Annotated in this window: 12 protein-coding genes and 1 pseudogene; 6 read left to right on the forward strand and 7 right to left on the reverse strand. The window is 45.5% G+C overall.

Features of this window, described 5'->3' with window-relative positions; all coding sequences use genetic code 11:
• Window positions 1–2 precede the first annotated feature (2 nt).
• Window positions 3–1196: a zinc metallochaperone ZinU gene (gene zinU / locus MOC09_RS05805; protein ID WP_268357973.1), complete on the forward strand. Its 1194-nt coding sequence runs from the start codon at window positions 3–5 to the stop codon at window positions 1194–1196.
• 46 nt (window positions 1197–1242) lie between these two features.
• Here the strand turns inward: zinU and MOC09_RS05810 are convergent, their stop codons facing one another.
• Entirely contained in the window at window positions 1243–1923 is a 681-nt protein-coding gene (locus MOC09_RS05810) for an amino acid ABC transporter permease (RefSeq protein WP_268357975.1), read from the reverse strand.
• 9 nt (window positions 1924–1932) lie between these two features.
• Window positions 1933–2796 (reverse strand): transporter substrate-binding domain-containing protein, encoded by an 864-nt coding sequence (locus MOC09_RS05815; RefSeq protein WP_268369880.1) that lies wholly within the window; start codon window positions 2794–2796, stop codon window positions 1933–1935.
• 400 nt (window positions 2797–3196) lie between these two features.
• On the opposite strand from MOC09_RS05815, the pseudogene MOC09_RS05820 reads away from it, so the two are divergent.
• The 3 genes and pseudogenes from MOC09_RS05820 to bglC all read left to right on the forward strand — a co-directional run bounded on the left by MOC09_RS05820 (window position 3197) and on the right by bglC (window position 5654).
• Window positions 3197–3653 (forward strand): annotated as a pseudogene (locus MOC09_RS05820) (RDD family protein).
• 82 nt (window positions 3654–3735) lie between these two features.
• Window positions 3736–4068, forward strand: coding sequence for a YckD family protein (locus MOC09_RS05825; protein WP_268357977.1), 333 nt, complete (start codon window positions 3736–3738; stop codon window positions 4066–4068).
• Between the two features lie 152 nt (window positions 4069–4220).
• Window positions 4221–5654, forward strand: a complete 1434-nt coding sequence (gene bglC, locus MOC09_RS05830; protein WP_268369881.1) for a 6-phospho-beta-glucosidase — start codon at window positions 4221–4223, stop codon at window positions 5652–5654.
• Between the two features lie 33 nt (window positions 5655–5687).
• Here bglC and nin read toward each other — a convergent pair whose 3' ends face one another.
• The 5 genes from nin to hxlA form a co-directional block, all read right to left on the reverse strand.
• Window positions 5688–6089, reverse strand: coding sequence for a DNA-entry nuclease inhibitor (nin, locus tag MOC09_RS05835; RefSeq protein ID WP_268357981.1), 402 nt, complete (start codon window positions 6087–6089; stop codon window positions 5688–5690).
• Between the two features lie 26 nt (window positions 6090–6115).
• Complete coding sequence (nucA, locus tag MOC09_RS05840; RefSeq protein WP_268357982.1) at window positions 6116–6565, reverse strand: DNA-entry nuclease; 450 nt, start codon at window positions 6563–6565, stop codon at window positions 6116–6118.
• Between the two features lie 175 nt (window positions 6566–6740).
• Entirely contained in the window at window positions 6741–8459 is a 1719-nt protein-coding gene (gene tlpC / locus MOC09_RS05845) for a methyl-accepting chemotaxis protein TlpC (protein ID WP_268369883.1), read from the reverse strand.
• A gap of 115 nt (window positions 8460–8574) precedes the next feature.
• Window positions 8575–9132: a 6-phospho-3-hexuloisomerase gene (gene hxlB / locus MOC09_RS05850; RefSeq protein ID WP_268369885.1), complete on the reverse strand. Its 558-nt coding sequence runs from the start codon at window positions 9130–9132 to the stop codon at window positions 8575–8577.
• Between the two features lie 4 nt (window positions 9133–9136).
• The gene (hxlA, locus tag MOC09_RS05855) at window positions 9137–9769 is read right to left on the reverse strand and encodes a 3-hexulose-6-phosphate synthase (protein ID WP_268357987.1); all 633 of its coding nucleotides are present in this window, start codon (window positions 9767–9769) and stop codon (window positions 9137–9139) included.
• A gap of 229 nt (window positions 9770–9998) precedes the next feature.
• Here hxlA and hxlR point away from each other — a divergent pair, with 229 nt between their 5' ends.
• Window positions 9999–10361 carry a transcriptional activator HxlR gene (hxlR, locus tag MOC09_RS05860; protein WP_003241118.1) on the forward strand — a complete coding sequence of 121 codons (363 nt, stop codon included), beginning with the start codon at window positions 9999–10001 and terminating at the stop codon, window positions 10359–10361.
• Between the two features lie 577 nt (window positions 10362–10938).
• Window positions 10939–18725: surfactin non-ribosomal peptide synthetase SrfAA (gene srfAA, locus MOC09_RS05865; protein ID WP_268369887.1), on the forward strand; the 7787-nt coding region annotated here is incomplete at its 3' end.

Raw genomic sequence — 18725 nt, forward strand, 5'->3', positions numbered from 1 at the left:
TCATGAAAAAAATTCCGGTTACCGTACTGAGCGGTTATCTTGGCGCAGGAAAAACAACATTGCTGAACAGCATTCTGCAAAATCGTGAAGGATTAAAAATAGCAGTCATCGTCAACGATATGAGCGAGGTGAACATTGACGCGGGATTGGTTAAGCAGGAAGGCGGCCTTTCCAGAACAGATGAAAAACTAGTGGAAATGTCAAACGGCTGCATTTGCTGTACGCTTCGCGAAGACTTATTAATTGAAGTCGAGAAGCTGGCAAAAGACGGGCGGTTTGATTATATCGTAATCGAATCGACAGGAATCAGTGAACCGATCCCAGTAGCCCAGACTTTTTCTTATATTGACGAAGAGATGGGGATCGACCTTACAAAGTTCTGTCAGCTGGATACGATGGTGACAGTGGTTGATGCCAACCGTTTTTGGCATGATTACCAGTCAGGCGATAGTCTTTTGGACCGCAAAGAAGCACTGGGGGAAGAGGATGAAAGAGACATTGCCGACCTCTTAATCGATCAAATCGAGTTTTGCGATGTTCTGATCTTAAATAAATGTGATTTGGTCAGCGAGCAAGAGCTCGAACAGCTTGAACAAGTCCTTCGCAAACTGCAGCCAAGGGCCAAATTTATACGTTCCGTCAAAGGAAATGTAAAGCCGCAGGAGATTTTGAATACAGGGTTATTTAATTTCGAGGAAGCGAGCGGATCGGCCGGCTGGATTCAAGAGCTGACGGCAGGCCATACGGAGCACACTCCGGAAACAGAAGAATACGGCATCTCTTCATTTGTGTATAAGAGACGTTTGCCGTTTCATTCCACACGATTTTATCGCTGGATGGATCAAATGCCAAAGAACGTGGTCCGCGCAAAAGGGATCGTCTGGTGCGCCTCACATCATAACCTCGCTTTGCTGATGTCGCAAGCCGGGCCGTCAGTGACGATTGAGCCTGTATCGTACTGGGTGGCGGCGTTGCCAAAGCTTGAGCAGGAGCAAGTCAAACAGCAAGAACCGGAAATTTTGGAGGACTGGGATCCGGAATTCGGCGACCGGCTGACGCAGCTAGTGTTTATTGGAACCGACTTGGATGAAGAAGCCATCACGAAAGAGCTTGATCAATGCCTGCTGACTGAGTACGAATTTGATTCCGACTGGTCGCTGTTTGAGGACCCGTTCAAGTGGAAGCTGAATCAATAGAAAAAAGCCGGCTCCTGCGGAGCGGCTTTTTTAATGAAACGTTTGTTTAAACATAATGAGCGTATTTTTTCTCAAGGATATTCTGAAAAGCGGCCGCTGCTGAGCAGATGGCCCAATAAATGAGAGCGGTCAGAATATACATGGTCATGTAATCAAACTCTCTGCCTCCGATGATTTTCGCATGCTGGAGCAATTCCGGCACTGTAATCATCGCAGCGAGAGATGATGCCTTGATTAAGTCGAGCAATACATTGGCAAGCGGAGGCAGCGCAATACGTATCGATTGCGGCAAAATGATGCCCCTCATCGTCTGCCAATAGGAAAGACCCAGCGAGGATGCGGCTTCCCACTGTCCTTTTTCGACGGATGAAATGGCTGAACGGTTAATTTCCGCAATGTAGGCGGCGCTGTTAAGGCTAAAACCGATTAAAGCGGCCGTGACGGCGGAAAATTCAATGCCGATGTAAGGGAATCCAAAATATAGGATAAATAAGATTACCAAAATCGGAACGCCCCGCATAAATGAGATATAGAGCTTCGCCGGCCATCTTAACAACGCAAGCTGAGACATTCTGGCGAGTGATATGAACAGGCCGATCACCGAACCCGCAAACATACTCACAAAAGAGATGAGCAGCGTATATCCAATGCCTTTTATAACATAAGGAAACGATTCAATGGCCAGCTTCGTGTTGAAAATATAGTCCCACTGAATACTATTGATCATGGCGTCCAATTACAAATCAACGTCTTGAACGTCGACATCCAGTTTCTTTGATACGTCTGCTTTATTGAAGAATTGCTTCGACAGCTTAGTCAAAGTGCCGTCCTTGCTCATTTCCTGCAATGTTTCGTCCATCTTTTCATGAAGTGCTGCATTGCTTTTTTTCATGACAAGCGCCTGTTTGTTCGGCATGTACTTAATGTCAGGATGGATCGTAATGTTGAGATCCGGGAATGCTGCGAGTGCAAGTGTCTGCAGGTAATAGTCGTTTAAAATAACATCAGTGCGTCCGTTGGCGACATCTTTTAAATATTGCTCGTTGGTCGCATTATCATAAATCACTTCTTTGGCGCCATATTTTCTCGCGACATCCATGTAGACGGTCGTTGCCGCACCAGCCGCTTTCTTCCCTTTTAAATCCTTTAGCGTTTTAATCCCGGATAAATCGTCTTTACGCACGATTGCTGTACCGTATGAATATTTATATGGAGTGGAAAATGCGAACTTCTTCTCGCGGTCCTTTGTCACATCGATGTCATTTGCAGCTGCGTCAACCTGTCCGCTGTTCACCGCTGTCAGCATCCCGTCAATGCCCATCTCCTTGAACTCAACCTTCAGCCCCAGGCGTTTTGCCGCTTCACGAACAACTTCAACCTCGTAGCCCGTCAGCTTATCGGAACCCGAATCGGTATCGTGATAAGAAGTGGGATAGAGCGTACCTGATGTAGCGACTACGATTTTCCCTTTGTCCTTGATTTGCTCCCAGCCTGCATCCTTGGAACCGGCTTCATTTTTGCCGGAACAGGCTGCCAATATAAGAAAGAAAGCCATTGTGAAACTAAATATAACGGCTTTGGAATGCTTGAATGATTTCACCTATAGTTCCCCCAATCTGTTAATCAACTAAAAAGATAGCATTGAACATAAGGGGTTGCAATATGTTGATCGCGTTTTCAAAAAGTTCGAATTGTGTATACAAAAGACGTGTGGCGGTTTAAAAGAGGCTATGAAGGGAAGAGGTGATAAAAGGAGTTGCCCAGGGATAGCATGTTGAAGTGAAGGGTGTATAAGACCCCGAAATTAGGCTGTTATATCACAATGGATCGGGCAACCGTCATTCATGTGATAGCAATACTGTATAAATGGGTGAAAAAAGCATGAACTCAATCTTCCGCATAAATTAAGTCTTGCTGAAGTCCATAAGGCATATGATATATTCGATAAGAAAGAAGCTGGAAACATCAAAGCTATATTGAAACCATAATGGGGGAGTCAAATGAATATTTACAAACCAGCCGGATTCTGGATCAGACTGGGAGCTGCATTGCTGGATTACATTATTGTCTCGGTGCCTCTTTTGCTGATCTATTGGCTAATTACAGGAAAAGATCCGAACGACAGCATGTTCATCAGTCTGATCGTGCTGCTGTACTCTATTTTGCTGCCGGTATTCTGGCGCGGCTACCTTATCGGAAAAAGAATCTGCGGAATCAGAATTGTAAAAAAAAGACGGATCACAAGTCAGCCTGTTAACAATGTTTTTACGGGTTATTGTAGCCGGCCTGGTTTACGGTATAACCTTCGGACTTGGCTTGATCGCCAGCCTGATTCTCATCGCCGTGCGAGAAGACAAACGGACCCTGCATGATTTAATCGCCGGAACGTATGTCACTTACGCGTCACCGGGTGAAGAAGAACTTGATAATGACGAACAGATCAGAAAGAGCGAATAATGGTTCGCTCTTTTTATTTTGTATGCATAAAAAATGCAAGGCAGCAAAACATATGAAAAATAGGATTGGAGGAATAAATTGGATGAGACGAATAAAAATCAATATCATCACAATGTTCATAGCCGCGGCTGTCATTTCGCTCACCGGCACAGCTGAAGCCGCTGAAAAACAGCAGCAGCCTCCCGCAAATGTTACACTGACAGATCAGCAAAAGAAAGAAATTGAACAGCTGGAAGCAGACATACTAAAAAAGCGCAAAGACGTGATCTCAAAGTATGTACAGTACGGTGTCCTGCCTAAAGAAAGAGGCGAACACATCAAAAATCATATGGACAAACACTTTGAAATGATGAAACAAAACGGCTTTGTTCCAAAGCCTCACCCTCATGCACATAAATTTGAAAAAAGGCATTAAGACAGTAAGCATCCAATGGGAATTGGGTGCTTTTGTGTTATTTGTAAATGGACATATCTGATGAGCTTTTCCGCGATTAATATCAAGTTGATCTGAAACGCGTTTCATAACCTATGATAGGTTTATCAAATATTTCAGGAGTGATAAACACTATGATCCACCAGCATCCAGAATCTTTTCCGAAACATTTTTTGTGGGGCTCTGCTTCTGCAGCGTACCAGATTGAAGGCGCTTGGAATGAAGATGGCAAAGGCCCTTCTGTTTGGGATGTGTTTACGAAAATACCGGGCAAAACGTTTAAAGGAACCAATGGCGACATTGCGGTTGACCATTATCACCGATTTAAAGAAGATGTCGCTCTGATGGCTGAGATGGGGTTAAAAGCGTATCGATTTTCCGTCAGCTGGCCACGGGTTTTTCCAAAAGGAAAAGGAGAGATCAATGAAGCAGGTCTAGCGTTTTACGATAGACTGATTGATGAATTGCTTTCTCATCACATCGAGCCGGTTCTGACTTTATATCACTGGGATTTGCCTCAAGCGCTTATGGACGAATACGGCGGGTTTGAATCCAGAAACATCATAGAGGATTTTAATCACTACTGTATTACTCTTTATAAACGTTTTGGAGACAGGGTGAAATATTGGGTTACGTTAAACGAACAGAACTACAATTTTAATCACGGATTTATTACAGCCATGCATCCGCCTGGAGTGAAAGACAGAAAACGATTTTACGAAGCAAACCATATAGCGTTTCTGGCAAATGCGAAAGCCATTGAATCTTTTAGGAAATATGTTCCTGAAGGCAAAATCGGTCCAAGCTTTGCTTATTCTCCGGCATATCCTTTAACCAGCCATCCAGAAGATATACTGGCTTTTGAAAACGCAGAGGAATTTATGAACAACTGGTGGCTTGATATGTATTGCTGGGGAACCTACCCGCAAATCCCTTTCCGCTATTTAGAAAAACAAGGATGGGCGCCGACAATCGAAGCAGGAGATATGGAGCTGCTTGCCAAAGGTAAGCCTGATTTTGTAGGTGTGAATTATTATCAAACGATCACCTATGAACGAAATCCGCTTGACGGTGTGTCTGAAGGGAAAATGAATACAACAGGGCAAAAGGGGACCAACCAGGAAACAGGGATACCAGGGGTGTTCAAAACGAAAAAAAATCCGCATCTGACAACGAGTAACTGGGATTGGACAATTGACCCAATTGGCTTGCGTATCGGTCTTCGCCGTATTACAAGCCGTTATCAGCTACCAGTGTTTATAACAGAGAACGGTTTGGGTGAATTTGATAAGGTTGAAGGTGGCACTGTGCAGGATGATTACCGAATTGATTATTTGCGTTCGCATCTTGAGCAATGCAGACAAGCCATCAGCGACGGTGTTGATTTAATTGGCTATTGCAGCTGGTCATTTACTGATCTGTTAAGCTGGCTGAACGGCTACCAAAAAAGATACGGATTTGTATATGTCAATCGTGATGAAGAAAGCACATCCGATTTAAAACGCTTGAAGAAAAAAAGCTTTTATTGGTATCAAGATGTCATCAAGACAAACGGAGAAAGTTTATAAAGAGTCCCTGAGAGTTATTCTCTCAGGGCTTTTTCATTGCACAGAAACAGCATCAATAATATAAGTGTCGGCGTGCAAATCTGACATCTCAGCCGGCACAGTCCAGCATGTCAATTGATAGTTTCCTTTAGGAAGATCAAAGGACAGCCTTTTAGACATGATGCTTTCAATTTCAATTCCGTTTTCTGTGACATGAAAAGGAACAGTCACTTTTTTTTCGTAGGAGTTTACAGTATCTGAACTATTAAGGCGCAAAAGAATAAAGGCCTTTGTATTTCTCTGTGCTTCAAAGGAAATGGCTCCGTCTGCCGCAACATATCCCTTTTCAATCGCTTCGTCAGTCCAATCCATGACAGGAGGTGCAGAATCCTTTTGAAATACAGTAAATTGATGATATGAAATCGACAGTTCTTGCGGCTTCCATGACTTAATCAATGTGCTGTTCCTCCTCTTTTAACTGTTTACTGAATTGCGAATAAAACCTTTGTGCCGTCAGGATAATCGGTAAGCTGATGTCCGACCCAAGAGCCTGCACCGCGGTTATCAGCAGGAGAAATATATTCTACAGAAGCTCCCTCCCCGCCTTCTTTGCACATGGCCATTGGCCATTCATCTCTGTCATACCCCTTTTTGGGCGGTACGTCTTTTAAAGACTGTTCGCGGCGTTCCTCAGCTCCGTCTCTGTCGATGGTGCACACATCTGAGTGCCCCTCATTTATCGCATCCTTAATATGTTTGGCCGTTTCGGGATAACGGTCAGAAGGGAAGGCGATGGTTTCGTCATATCCTTTCGTTTGAGACGTTTTTTGATCAGCTGAGAAAAAGTCTCCCTTTATCAGGCCGACAGCTGCAGCTGCTATGACGGCGATGACGAGAAGTATCGTTTTTATGATGTCCATCGTGATGTTCACCTCCCGCTATTAGCAACTTTAAAACTGACCCAAGAGTAATCCAGAAAGCGTTTGGTGTAAAGATTAAAATTTTTTGTTTTACCCTCAGTTTATTGCAAAAATCGTGATGTTAGCAGGTCGAAATATTTACTTTCAGTAAAATGCCGCTGCAATTTACAATAATGATAGTCAGTCATCAGCCGTTTTCAGGTTGATCAATCATTTTAAATTGGCTTATGATACCGGTAAGCTCCTCAGCTAATTGAGATAGCGTTTCAGAAGCGGCAGTAATCTCTTCCATCGCAGCGAATTGCTCTTCTGTTAATGCTGCCGCCTGCCGGGTATTTTCAGTAGATTCCTTTATGTCAGCGGTATTGGCTGCAAAGGAATCGTTTATTTGATGGGCACTTGCTGAAATGTTTGATACAGATGCTGATAAATCCCTGATCTCAACGCTGATTTCATTTGTTGTGGCTGCAATTTCCTTAAATGCATCTCTCGTGCGGTGAATCATGGTGACACCTTCTGCAGCCTCAGATTTTACATGCTCAACAGATCTTGCAGATTGATTCATATCATTTTGTATCTCTGTAATTAAAGTTGAAATTTGGCCTGCAGACTGTTGTGACTCTTCCGCTAATTTACGTACTTCATCGGCAACAACAGCAAAGCCTTTGCCATGTTCACCTGCTCTTGCAGCTTCAATCGCTGCATTCAGGGCAAGCAGGTTTGTCTGATCGGCAATTTGGGTGATGACAGATAAAAATTGTTCAATTTGTTTAGAGCGGCCGTCCAGATGCTGTATAATTTCTCCGCTTTTCTGAATCGAATGGTGTATCGCATCCATTTGTGCCTGCACATTTGCAATTTCCTTTTGCCCAATGTCAGCTTTTGATTGCGCAAGCTGCCCTTTGTCAGCGATAGCAGCTGTGTTTGAAGAAATATCCCGTATGTCTGCTGAAGCTCGTTTCAGTGAGCTTTCACTGCTTTCAATTCTAGTCATCTGATGCTGGGCTCCATTTGCAATCTGCTGTACAGCTTCTGTGATCTTTTCTGAAGCTTGATTTGTTTCCTCTGCTCCTGCTGAGAGCTGCTGGGAGGCTGATGCAAGCTGAAGGGCTGATTGCTGTACCGTTTGGATGGTATTGTTCAGTTTCATTCTCATCTTATTGTAATAAACGCTGAGTTCTGATAATTCGTCACCGGATTTATCTGATACCTCTATTGTCATATCTCCGTTTCCGGCACTCTCAAAGGCATATTTTAAAGCGTTTAGCCGTTTATTGATTCTTCTGGTGAAAAGCAGAACAAGGATGACTGATACAATAACAACGATAGCAAGAACGATAGCAAATTGAATGAAGAGTGACTTGGTGAGCGATGCCAAAATGCTTTGATTGGCTCCGGTATACAGCATGCCGATGATGTTCCCGTTTTGATCTTTTAAAGGCATGTAAGCCGTCTGATAAGAGGAGCCTGCCACGTCTGCTTGTCCATAGAATCGTTTTCCCTCCTTTAAAACAGCGTCAGTAACTTCAGAAGAAGCCCGGGTGCCAACTGCCCTATCGCCGTTCTTCATGACATTGGTTGCAACACGGGTATCTCCTTGGAAAATGGTAACCGTATCACCTGTTTTTTCGCCAAGCAGATCAACAATATCTTCATCTCCATTGATTTGTGTCTGGCCTTTGAATAGTTTATTGTTTTTTACCTGCCATTCCCCAGAAACGACATCGTCAATATAAACGCTGCTTAAAGCGAGATCTCCTTTCGCTTTTTCCGTTGCCATTTGTTTCATGCTTTCAGTAATTTCTTTAAGCATCACAGTGCCGACTGCTATTGAAAACAAAAGAATAATTACGAAAACCAGGCAAAGAATTTTTGTTCCTAGCTTAAGCTTTAGTTGTTTTCTCAACTTAATTCCTCCTTCTTATGATTTGTAGGTCATATTACTTATCGGGTTTTTGGGCTTAAAGCTTTATTTTGGAGAAAATGAAAACCGGCCTGATCTCCAGGCCGGTTGTGTGACGTTATTCAAGATTTGCGTGATGAGTGAACATGGTTTCAGAATCGAGTCCTTGTTTCTCCATGAGTTTTAAAATCAGTGCATCATAGAACAGCAGCAAAGTTTGCTCAAATAATGAACCCATTGGCTGAATGGTTTTATAGCTTCCGTTCGACCGGTTTTTAGGGGAACCGGGCATTTTGACAATGAGATCCGCTTGTTTTCCGATGCTTGAATCCGGGTTGATTGTTAAAGCGGCAACAACCCCGTGTAAGCTTTTTGCTTTTGATGCTGTATGGATTAAGCTCTTTGTCTCGCCTGATCCTGAGCCGATAATGACGAGATCGCCTTCACGGAGCGGCGGAGTGAGAATCTCACCAGCTATATGAGCGTTGAAGCCCATGTGCCTCAATCTCATCGCGAAGGAGTTTGCCATCAATCCAGACCGGCCCGCGCCTGCAGTGAAAATTTGATTCGATGAAAGAATGTGATCGGCAAGCTGATCAGCTTCTTCATCAGGAATATCAGCCGCTGAACGGTGTAACTCATTGAGAATTTCCGTTACGTATTCAGTCGTTTTCATAACGTTATCCTTGGGTAATGAGCTGTTTCATTTTTGAAGCTGTTTCCGCTTTATCGGATGCGCTTGTAATTCCGCCCCCAACAATGACAAGGTCAGGCTTTTGTTTGATCACTTCTGGCAGTGTATCAAGTTTGATCCCGCCCGCAATTGCGGTTTTTGCGTTTTTTACGGTATTTTTGATTGTCGTTAATTCTTCGAAAGAGTTTTTGCCCTCTGCTTGAAGATCATAGCCAGTATGAACACAGATGTAGTCAACACCGAGTGCGTCAATTTCTTTCGCTCTTGATTCAATATCTTTCACGTTAATCATGTCCACTAAGATTTTCTTCTTTTGTTTTTTGGCTTCTTCTACTGCGCCTTTAATGGTTGCGTTGTCTGTAGCGCCTAAAACGGTGATGATGTCAGCGCCTGCTTCCGACGCTTTCATGATTTCATAGCCTCCGGCATCCATGATTTTCAAGTCTGCAAGAACCTTCAATTGCGGAAATGCTTCTTTTATTTCTTTAACGGCTCTTAGGCCTTCATTAATGACGACTGGTGTTCCAATCTCAACCACGTCGATGTATTGTTCTACTTCTTTGACGAGCTCGATGGCCTCCGGAATGTTGACGAGGTCTAATGCCAGCTGTAATTCCATTGTTGATCCACTCCCTTTTTCGAATTATTTTTCATTCTATAGGTTCCCTCTGTTGATGAGAAGTAGGCACTTTGAAGTCAACTAGTCACCTGGAGGATACTGTGAAAAGAGGCAATCAGATTTCTTTCGCTTGGTTTTAGGAGTGAGTATAATAAAAGGAGTCTGCAAAAAAGTAAGTAAGTGATGATACGTATCTAACATACAAAAAATATACTAAGGGGGATTACATTTGAGCCGGATGGACGACAAAAGGTTTAATTGTGAGAAGGAATTAACGCTTGCGGTGATCGGCGGTAAATGGAAAATGCTCATTTTGTGGCATTTAGGAAAAGAAGGCACAAAACGTTTTAATGAATTAAAAGCTTTAATTCCTGATATTACGCAGAAGATCCTTGTGAATCAGCTGAGAGAGCTTGAGCAGGATATGATTGTTCACAGGGAAGTGTATCCGGTTGTCCCGCCGAAGGTTGAATACTCCTTGACCCCGCAAGGTGAGAGCCTGATGCCTATTCTTGATGCCATGTATGAGTGGGGGAAAGGCTATATGGAACTGATTGATATCGATAAAAATGTCATAAAGGAATCGTTGTAAGGCGCTCTTGGCTAAGGGTGTCTTTTTTTTTGCTGTTTTTCGGTTTTTGCGCGGTGAACATATGTGATGTAAAGATTGTAAATAGCTTTCACCTATTCAAAGGGATGAAACGGAAAGAGTTGTTTTAAAAATTTTTATTTTTCTGTAAATAATGTTTAGTGGAAATTGTTGCGGTATCCCGCAAAAATATCCCTGTAAATAAACTGGAATCTTTCGGTATCCCGCATGAAACTTTTCACCCATTTTTCGGTGATAAAAACATTTTTTTCATTTAAAGTGAACGGTAGTAAGGTAAAAAATATTGAAAACAATGAATAATTAGCCAAAATTGTATCGTGATTGGATGAGAGATCTTGCGGTCTTTATTTGCTTGTGTTAACCCCCGCAATGATGGTTGATGGCGTTCATTTTGACAGTGGCATTCCGTTTTTTTGTTTGGATGCATTGCTTTTTACGCATAGTACTTTGGGCTTTTTCGGCTGTTAGTTCATAAGGATTAAAAGCTTATATGGATAAGAAAGGGAAAATATGCTGCACTTGTTCACTGGTTATTGAAGATTAGGGGAGGTACGACAATATGGAAATAACTTTTTATCCTTTAACGGATGCACAAAAACGAATTTGGTATACAGAAAAATTTTATCCTGATACAAGTATTTCAAATCTTGCGGGGATTGGTAAGCTGGTTTCAACTGAAAAGGTTGACTGGAAGCTTGTGGAGCAAGCGATTCAAGCGTTTATCCGCAGAAATGACGCCATGCGTCTTCGTTTGCGTCTCAATGAAAACGGCGAGCCTGTTCAATACATTAGCGAGTATCGGCCTGTTGATATAAAACATACTGACACCACTGGAGATCCGAATGCGATAGCGTCTATTTCACAATGGGGCCGGGAGGAAACGAAAAAACCTTTGCCGCTGTACGATTGTGACTTGTTCCGTTTTTCCTTGTTCACCATAAAGGAAAATGAAGTGTGGTTTTACGCAAATGTTCACCACGTGATTTCTGATGGAATCTCCATGAATATTCTCGGAAATGCGATTATGCACATTTATTTAGAATTAGCCGGGGGCTCAGAGACCAAAGAAGGCATTTCGCATTCATTTATCGATCATGTTTTATCTGAACAGGACTATGCTCAATCGAAACGGTTTGAAAAGGACAAGGCGTTTTGGAACAAGCAATTCGAAACGGTGCCTGAACTTGTTTCCCTGAAACGGAATGTCTCTGCAGGAGGAAGTTTAGAGGCTGAACGGTTTTCTAAAGATGTGCCTGAAACGCTTCATCAGCAGCTTCTATCGTTTTGTGAGGAACATAAGGTCAGTGTCCTTTCAGTGTTTCAATCGGTGCTCGCCGCCTATTTATACAGAGTCAGCGGCCAGAATGACGTAGTGACGGGGACCTTTATGGGCAACCGGACAAATGCGAAAGAGAAGCAGATGCTTGGCATGTTTGTATCAACGGTTCCGCTGCGGACTAATATTGACGGCGGACAGGCGTTCTTGGATTTTGTCAAAGACCGGATGAAGGATCTCATGAAAACACTTCGTCACCAAAAGTACCCGTATAATCTCCTGATCAACGATTTACGTGAAACAAAGAGCTCTTTGACAAAGCTGTTTACGGTATCACTTGAATATCAGGTCATGCAGTGGCAGAAAGAAGAGAATCTTGCCTTTTTGACTGAACCGATTTTCAGCGGAAGCGGATTAAATGATGTATCGATCCATGTAAAGGATCGATGGGATACTGGGAAACTCACCATTGATTTTGATTACCGCACTGATTTATTTTCACGTGAAGAAATCAAAGTTGTTTGTGAACGCATGATTACGATGCTGGAACATGCATTATTGCATCCAGGTCATACCATTGATGAATTAACGCTGATTTCTGAAGCGGAGAAAGAGAAGCTGCTTGAGAGGGCCGGCGGTGAATCAGTCAGCTATCGTAAGGATATGACGATTCCGGAGCTGTTCCAAGAACAGGCTGAGCTGCTTTCTGATCATCCAGCGGTTGTATTTGAAGATCGCACATTGTCCTATCGAACGTTACATGAGCAATCTGCACGCATCGCCAATGTGCTGAAACAGAAAGGCGTTGGCCCTGACCGTCCTGTTGCGGTTCTGCTTGAACGCTCTGAACGGATGATTACGTCTATCATGGGGATTTTAAAAGCCGGCGGCGCCTATGTACCGATTGATCCTGCTTTTCCGGCGGAGCGCATTCAATATATTTTGGAGGACTGCGGAGCGGACTTCATCCTGACTGAATCGCAGATTGAAGCTCCTGCGGCCGATGCTGAATTGATTGATTTTGATCAGGCGATTGCGGAAGGTGCAGACGACATGCCGGAGGCTGATGTAAAGGCGCCAAATCTTGCCTATATTATTTACACATCGGGAACAACCGGACGACCGAAAGGCGTTATGATCGAGCATCGCCAGGTTCATCATTTGGTTGCGTCTTTGCAGCAGACGATTTACCAAAGCGCCAGCCAAACACTGCGAATGGCATTGCTTGCGCCGTTCCACTTCGATGCGTCAGTGAAGCAGATTTTCGCGTCGCTTCTTTTGGGACAAACTCTCTATATCGTACCGAAGGCAACAGTGACGAACGGATCTGCCCTTGCCGCGTATTACCGCAGGCACAGCATTGAGGCGACGGATGGAACACCGGCTCATTTGCAAATGCTGATAGCGGCGGGCGATTTTGAAGGCCTGAAACTGAAGCACATGCTGATCGGAGGAGAAGGCCTGTCGTCTGTTGTTGCGGACAAGCTGCTGAAGCTGTTTAAAGAAGCGGGCACCGCACCGCGTTTGACCAATGTGTACGGGCCTACGGAAACGTGTGTTGACGCATCTGTTCATCCGGTTATCTCGGAAAATGCTGTCCAATCAGCGTATGTGCCGATCGGGAAAGCGCTTGGAAATAACCGTTTATATATTCTGGATCAAAAAGGCCGTCTGCAGCCGGAAGGCGTTGCGGGCGAGCTTTATATCGCGGGTGCTGGTGTTGGCCGAGGCTATTTACATCTGCCTGAATTGACGGCTGAGAAGTTTTTACAAGATCCGTTTGTGCCAGGCGATCGCATGTACCGGACCGGAGACGTGGTTCGCTGGCTTCCAGATGGGACAATCGAATATTTAGGCAGAGAGGATGACCAGGTCAAAGTCCGCGGCTACCGGATTGAGCTCGGGGAAATTGAAGCCGTGATTCAGCAGGCGCCGGACGTTGCGAAAGCTGTTGTTTTGGCACGTCCTGATGAACAGGGAAATCTTGAGGTTTCCGCATACGTTGTGCAGAAGCCTGGAAGCGAATTTGCGCCGGCCAGTCTGCGGGCACATGCAGCCAGACAGCTTCCGGACTACATGGTACCGGCTTACTTTACGGAAATCACAGAAATTCCGCTTACACCAAGCGGCAAAGTCGACCGCCGAAAGCTGTTTGCACTTGAGGTGAAAGCGGTCAGCGGAACGGCCTATACAGCGCCGCGAAATGAGACAGAAAAAACAATCGCAGCCATTTGGCAGGACGTGCTCAACGTTGAAAAAGCGGGGATCTTTGACAATTTCTTTGAAACGGGCGGTCATTCATTGAAGGCTATGACGCTTTTAACACGGATTCATAAGGAAACAGGCGCTGAGATTCCGCTTCAATATTTATTTGAGCATCCGACAATTGCGGCTCTTGCAGAGGAAGCCGATCAGAGAGAAAGCGGGGCATTTGCGGCGATTGCACCTGCTGAACAACAGGAGCATTACCCGCTTTCATTGGCACAGCAGCGAACATATATTGTCAGTCAGTTCGAAGATGCGGGAGTCGGATACAACATGCCGGCGGCAGCGATTTTGGAGGGGCCTTTAGATGTTCAAAAGCTGGAGCGCGCATTTCAAGGGTTAATCCGCCGCCATGAGTCTCTGAGAACGTCATTTATCCTTGCAAACAGCGCGCCTAGACAGAACATTCATGACAGCGTCGATTTCAAAATCGAAATGATTGAAAGAGGCGGCCGCTCCGATGAGGAAGTGATGACATCATTTGTCAGGAGATTTGACTTGGCGAAGGCGCCGCTGTTCAGAATCGGTTTGCTGGAGCTTGAAGAGAACCGTCATATGCTGCTGTTTGACATGCACCATTTGATTTCTGACGGTGTGTCCATCGGCATTATGCTGGAGGAGTTAGCACGGCTATATAAAGGAGAACAGCTTCCTGAGCTTCGTCTTCAGTATAAGGATTATGCCGTGTGGCAAAGCAGACAGGCTGCTGAAGGCTATCAGAAGGACCGATCGTATTGGAAGGAAGCCTTTGCGGGCGAGCTTCCGGTGCTTCAGCTTCTGTCAGATTATCCGAGACCGCCTGTTCAAAGCTTTGAAGGGGATCGGGTGTCAATCAAGCTGGATGAAGGGGTAAAGGATCGCCTAAATCGTTTGGCTGAACAAAACGGCGCCACTTTGTATATGGTGATGCTGTCTGCGTACTATACGCTTTTGTCAAAGTATACAGGACAGGATGACATCATTGTCGGAACGCCGTCAGCGGGCAGAACCCACTCCGATACAGAGGGAATTGTGGGGATGTTCGTTAATACGCTCGCAATTCGCAGCGAAGTGAAGCAGGACGAGACGTTTACCCAATTGATCTCGCGTGTCCGCAAACAGGTGCTGGATGCCTTTTCTCATCAGGACTATCCGTTTGAGTGGCTTGTTGAAGATTTGAATATCCCTCGTGATGTAAGCAGACACCCTCTGTTTGACACGATGTTCAGTCTTCAAAACGCGACAGAGGGCATTCCGTCTGTGGGTGATCTGTCCTTGTCCGTTCATGAGACCAATTTCAAAATTGCCAAATTTGATTTGACGGTGCAAGCAAGAGAAACCGATGAAGGCATTGAGCTTGATTTGGACTATAGCACGAAGCTGTTTAAACAAAGCACGGCAGACAGGCTGCTTACGCATTTTGCCCGTTTGCTTGAAGATGCAGCGGCTGAGCCTGAGAAGCCGATTGCTGAGTATAAACTTCTTTCTGAAGAGGAGGCAGTTTCGCAAATTCAGCAGTTTAACCCGGAAAGAACAGCCTATCCGAAAGACAAAACAATCGTTCAGCTGTTTGAGGAGCAAGCGGCGAAAACGCCAGACCGCACTGCACTTCAATATGAAGGTGAATCACTCACTTATCGTGAGCTGAATGAACGGGCCAATCGTTTAGCGCGCAGCATTCTTTCTCTTGGAGCAGGCGAAGGCAGAACAGCGGCTGTCTTATGTGAGCGGTCAATGGATATGATTGTGTCGATCTTGGCAGTATTAAAATCAGGTTCGGCTTATGTTCCGATTGATCCGGAACATCCGATTCAGCGGATGCAGCATTTCTTCCGCGACAGTGGAGCAAAGGTGCTTCTCACTCAGAAGAAATTAAAGGCATTAGCAGAAAAAGCGGAATTTGATGGCATTATCGTGCTTGCAGACGAGGAGGAGAGCTATCATGCTGATGCTCAAAATCTCGCACTGCCTCTTGATTCTGCGGGAATGGCTAACCTGACGTATACTTCAGGAACGACAGGAACACCAAAGGGAAATATCGTGACACATGCCAATATTCTGCGCACGGTGAAAGAGGCGAATTATCTCAGGATTACAGAGCAAGATACGATTCTTGGACTTTCCAATTACGTGTTTGACGCGTTTATGTTTGATATGTTTGGGTCCTTGCTGAATGGTGCCAAGCTTGTGCTGATACCGAAAGAAACCGTTTTGGATATGGCTCGCCTGTCTCGCGTCATTGAGCGGGAGAATATCAGCATTCTCATGATTACAACCGCTTTGTTCCATCTGCTTGTGGACTTGAATCCGGCATGCCTGTCAACGCTTCGCAAAATTATGTTTGGCGGGGAGCGGGCTTCGGTCGAGCATGTCAGAAAAGCTTTGCAAGTTGTCGGAAAGGGCAAGCTTCTTCACATGTACGGGCCGTCTGAAAGTACGGTTTTCGCGACGTATCATCCGGTTGATGAATTGGAGGAGCACACGCTGTCTGTTCCAATTGGAAAACCGGTCAGCAATACAGAAGTATACATCTTGGACCGGGCGGGACACGTGCAGCCAGCAGGGATTGCCGGGGAGCTTTGCGTCAGCGGTGAAGGACTGGTAAAGGGCTATTACAACCGTCCAGAGCTGACTCATGAGAAATTCGTTCCGCATCCATTTATATCCGGCGAACGCATGTATAAAACAGGTGATCTTGCCAGATGGCTGCCGAATGGCGACATCGAATTTATCGGGCGGATCGACCACCAGGTGAAAATCCGCGGACAGCGCATTGAGCTAGGAGAAATCGAGCATCAGCTCCAAACCCACGATCGTGTTCAGGAGAGTGTTGTGCTTGCCGTTGATCAAGGAGCGGGTGACAAACTGCTTTGCGCGTACTATGTCGGAGAGGGAGAAATCTCATCTCAAGAGTTAAGAGAGCATGCTGCGAAGGATCTGCCGGGCTACATGGTTCCTGCGGTGTTTATCCAAATGGACGAGCTGCCGCTGACCGGGAACGGAAAAATCGACCGGAGAGCGCTGCCGATTCCTGATGCCAACATCTCAACGGGTGTTTCATATGTTACGCCTCGCAATGAAACAGAACAAAAAGTCGCAGATATTTGGGCGCAGGTGCTTCAGGCTGAGCAAGTCGGCGTTTATGACCACTTTTTTGACATTGGCGGACACTCATTAGCAGGCATGAAGATGCTTGCCTTGGTTCATAAGGAACTGGGCGTTGAGCTGTCACTCAAAGATCTCTTCCAGTCACCGACGGTTGAGGGATTGGCACAGGTGATCACATCTGCTGAAAAAGGGACAGTCATCAGCATCAGCCCGGCAAAGAAACAAGATACGTACCCTGTTTCTTCACCGCAAAAACGGATGTACGTGCTCCAGCAGCTTGAAGGAGCGCAAACAAGCTATAACATGCCGGCGGTTCTGCGCCTGACAGGCGAGCTTGATGTTGAAAGGCTCAACAGCGTTATGAAGCAGTTAATGCAGCGCCATGAAGCCTTTAGAACCACATTTGAAATAAAAGATGGAGAAACGGTGCAGCGGATCTGGGAAGAAGCTGAATATGAGATGGCATATTTCGAAGCCGCAGAAGAAGAGACAGAGCGGATCGTTTCTGAGTTTATCAAGCCTTTCCAAATCAATCGCCTCCCGCTCTTCAGAGTGGGTCTGATCAAGCATTCAGACACTGAGCATGTGCTGCTGTTCGATATGCACCATATTATTTCTGATGGTGCGTCTGTCGGCGTGCTGATTGAGGAGCTTTCAAAGCTGTACGACGGAGAAACCCTTGAGCCGCTCCGCATTCAATATAAGGATTATGCCGTGTGGCAGCAGCAGTTCATTCAGTCTGAGCTTTACAAGAAGCAAGAGGAGCATTGGCTGAAGGAGCTGGAAGGAGAGCTGCCGGTGCTGACGCTTCCGGCTGACTACAGCAGGCCTGCCGTTCAAACATTTGAGGGAGACCGCATTGCATTTTCATTAGAAGCAGGCAAAGCTGAAGCCCTGCGCAGGCTTGCAAAAGAAACGGATTCCACACTGTACATGGTGCTTCTCGCTTCATACAGTGCGTTTTTATCAAAACTGAGCGGGCAAGACGATATCATCGTCGGTTCACCTGTAGCCGGACGATCTCAAGCGGATGTCAGCCGTGTCATCGGAATGTTCGTCAATACGTTGGCACTGCGCACGTATCCGAAGGGTGAAAAGACGTTTGCTGACTATCTTAGCGAAGTGAAAGAAACGGCACTCAGCGCTTTTGAGGCGCAGGATTACCCGCTTGAGGACCTGATCGGAAACGTACAAATTCAGCGTGACACGAGCAGAAACCCGTTATTTGACGCAGTATTCTCAATGCAAAATGCGAACATCAAGGATCTCACGATGAGAGGGATTCAGCTTGAGCCGCATCCGTTTGAACGGAAAACGGCCAAGTTTGACCTCACGCTGACAGCTGACGAAACCGACGGAGGGCTTACGTTCGTACTCGAATACAATACAGCGCTGTTTAAGCCTGAAACGATTGAACGATGGAAGCAATACTGGATGCAGCTTCTAGATGCTGTCACCGGCAACCCGAACCAGCCGCTTTCCAGCCTGTCACTCGTCACTGAAACAGAAAAACAAGCGCTTCTCGACGCATGGAAGGGCAAAACGCTGCCTGTGCCGACAGACAAAACGGTTCATCAGCTATTCGAAGAGACTGTCCAGCGCCACAAAGACCGTCCGGCTGTCACATACAACGGCCAATCTTGGACGTACGGCGAGCTGAATGCGAAGGCAAACCGTCTTGCGCGGATTCTGATCGACTGCGGCATCAGCCCGGATGA

This window comes from Bacillus sp. N12A5 (genome assembly GCF_026790125.1).
GTDB lineage: Bacteria > Bacillota > Bacilli > Bacillales > Bacillaceae > Bacillus.

What these genes read in the sequence shown, in the direction of transcription:
- bglC (WP_268369881.1), top strand. Translation starts at nt 4,221, where the DNA reads ATGATCCACCAGCATCCAGAATCTTTTCCGAAACATTTTTTGTGGGGC.
- hxlB (WP_268369885.1), bottom strand. Translation starts at nt 9,132, where the DNA reads ATGAAAACGACTGAATACGTAACGGAAATTCTCAATGAGTTACACCGT.
- MOC09_RS05810 (WP_268357975.1), bottom strand. Translation starts at nt 1,923, where the DNA reads ATGATCAATAGTATTCAGTGGGACTATATTTTCAACACGAAGCTGGCC.
- zinU (WP_268357973.1), top strand. Translation starts at nt 3, where the DNA reads ATGAAAAAAATTCCGGTTACCGTACTGAGCGGTTATCTTGGCGCAGGA.
- hxlA (WP_268357987.1), bottom strand. Translation starts at nt 9,769, where the DNA reads ATGGAATTACAGCTGGCATTAGACCTCGTCAACATTCCGGAGGCCATC.
- MOC09_RS05825 (WP_268357977.1), top strand. Translation starts at nt 3,736, where the DNA reads ATGAGACGAATAAAAATCAATATCATCACAATGTTCATAGCCGCGGCT.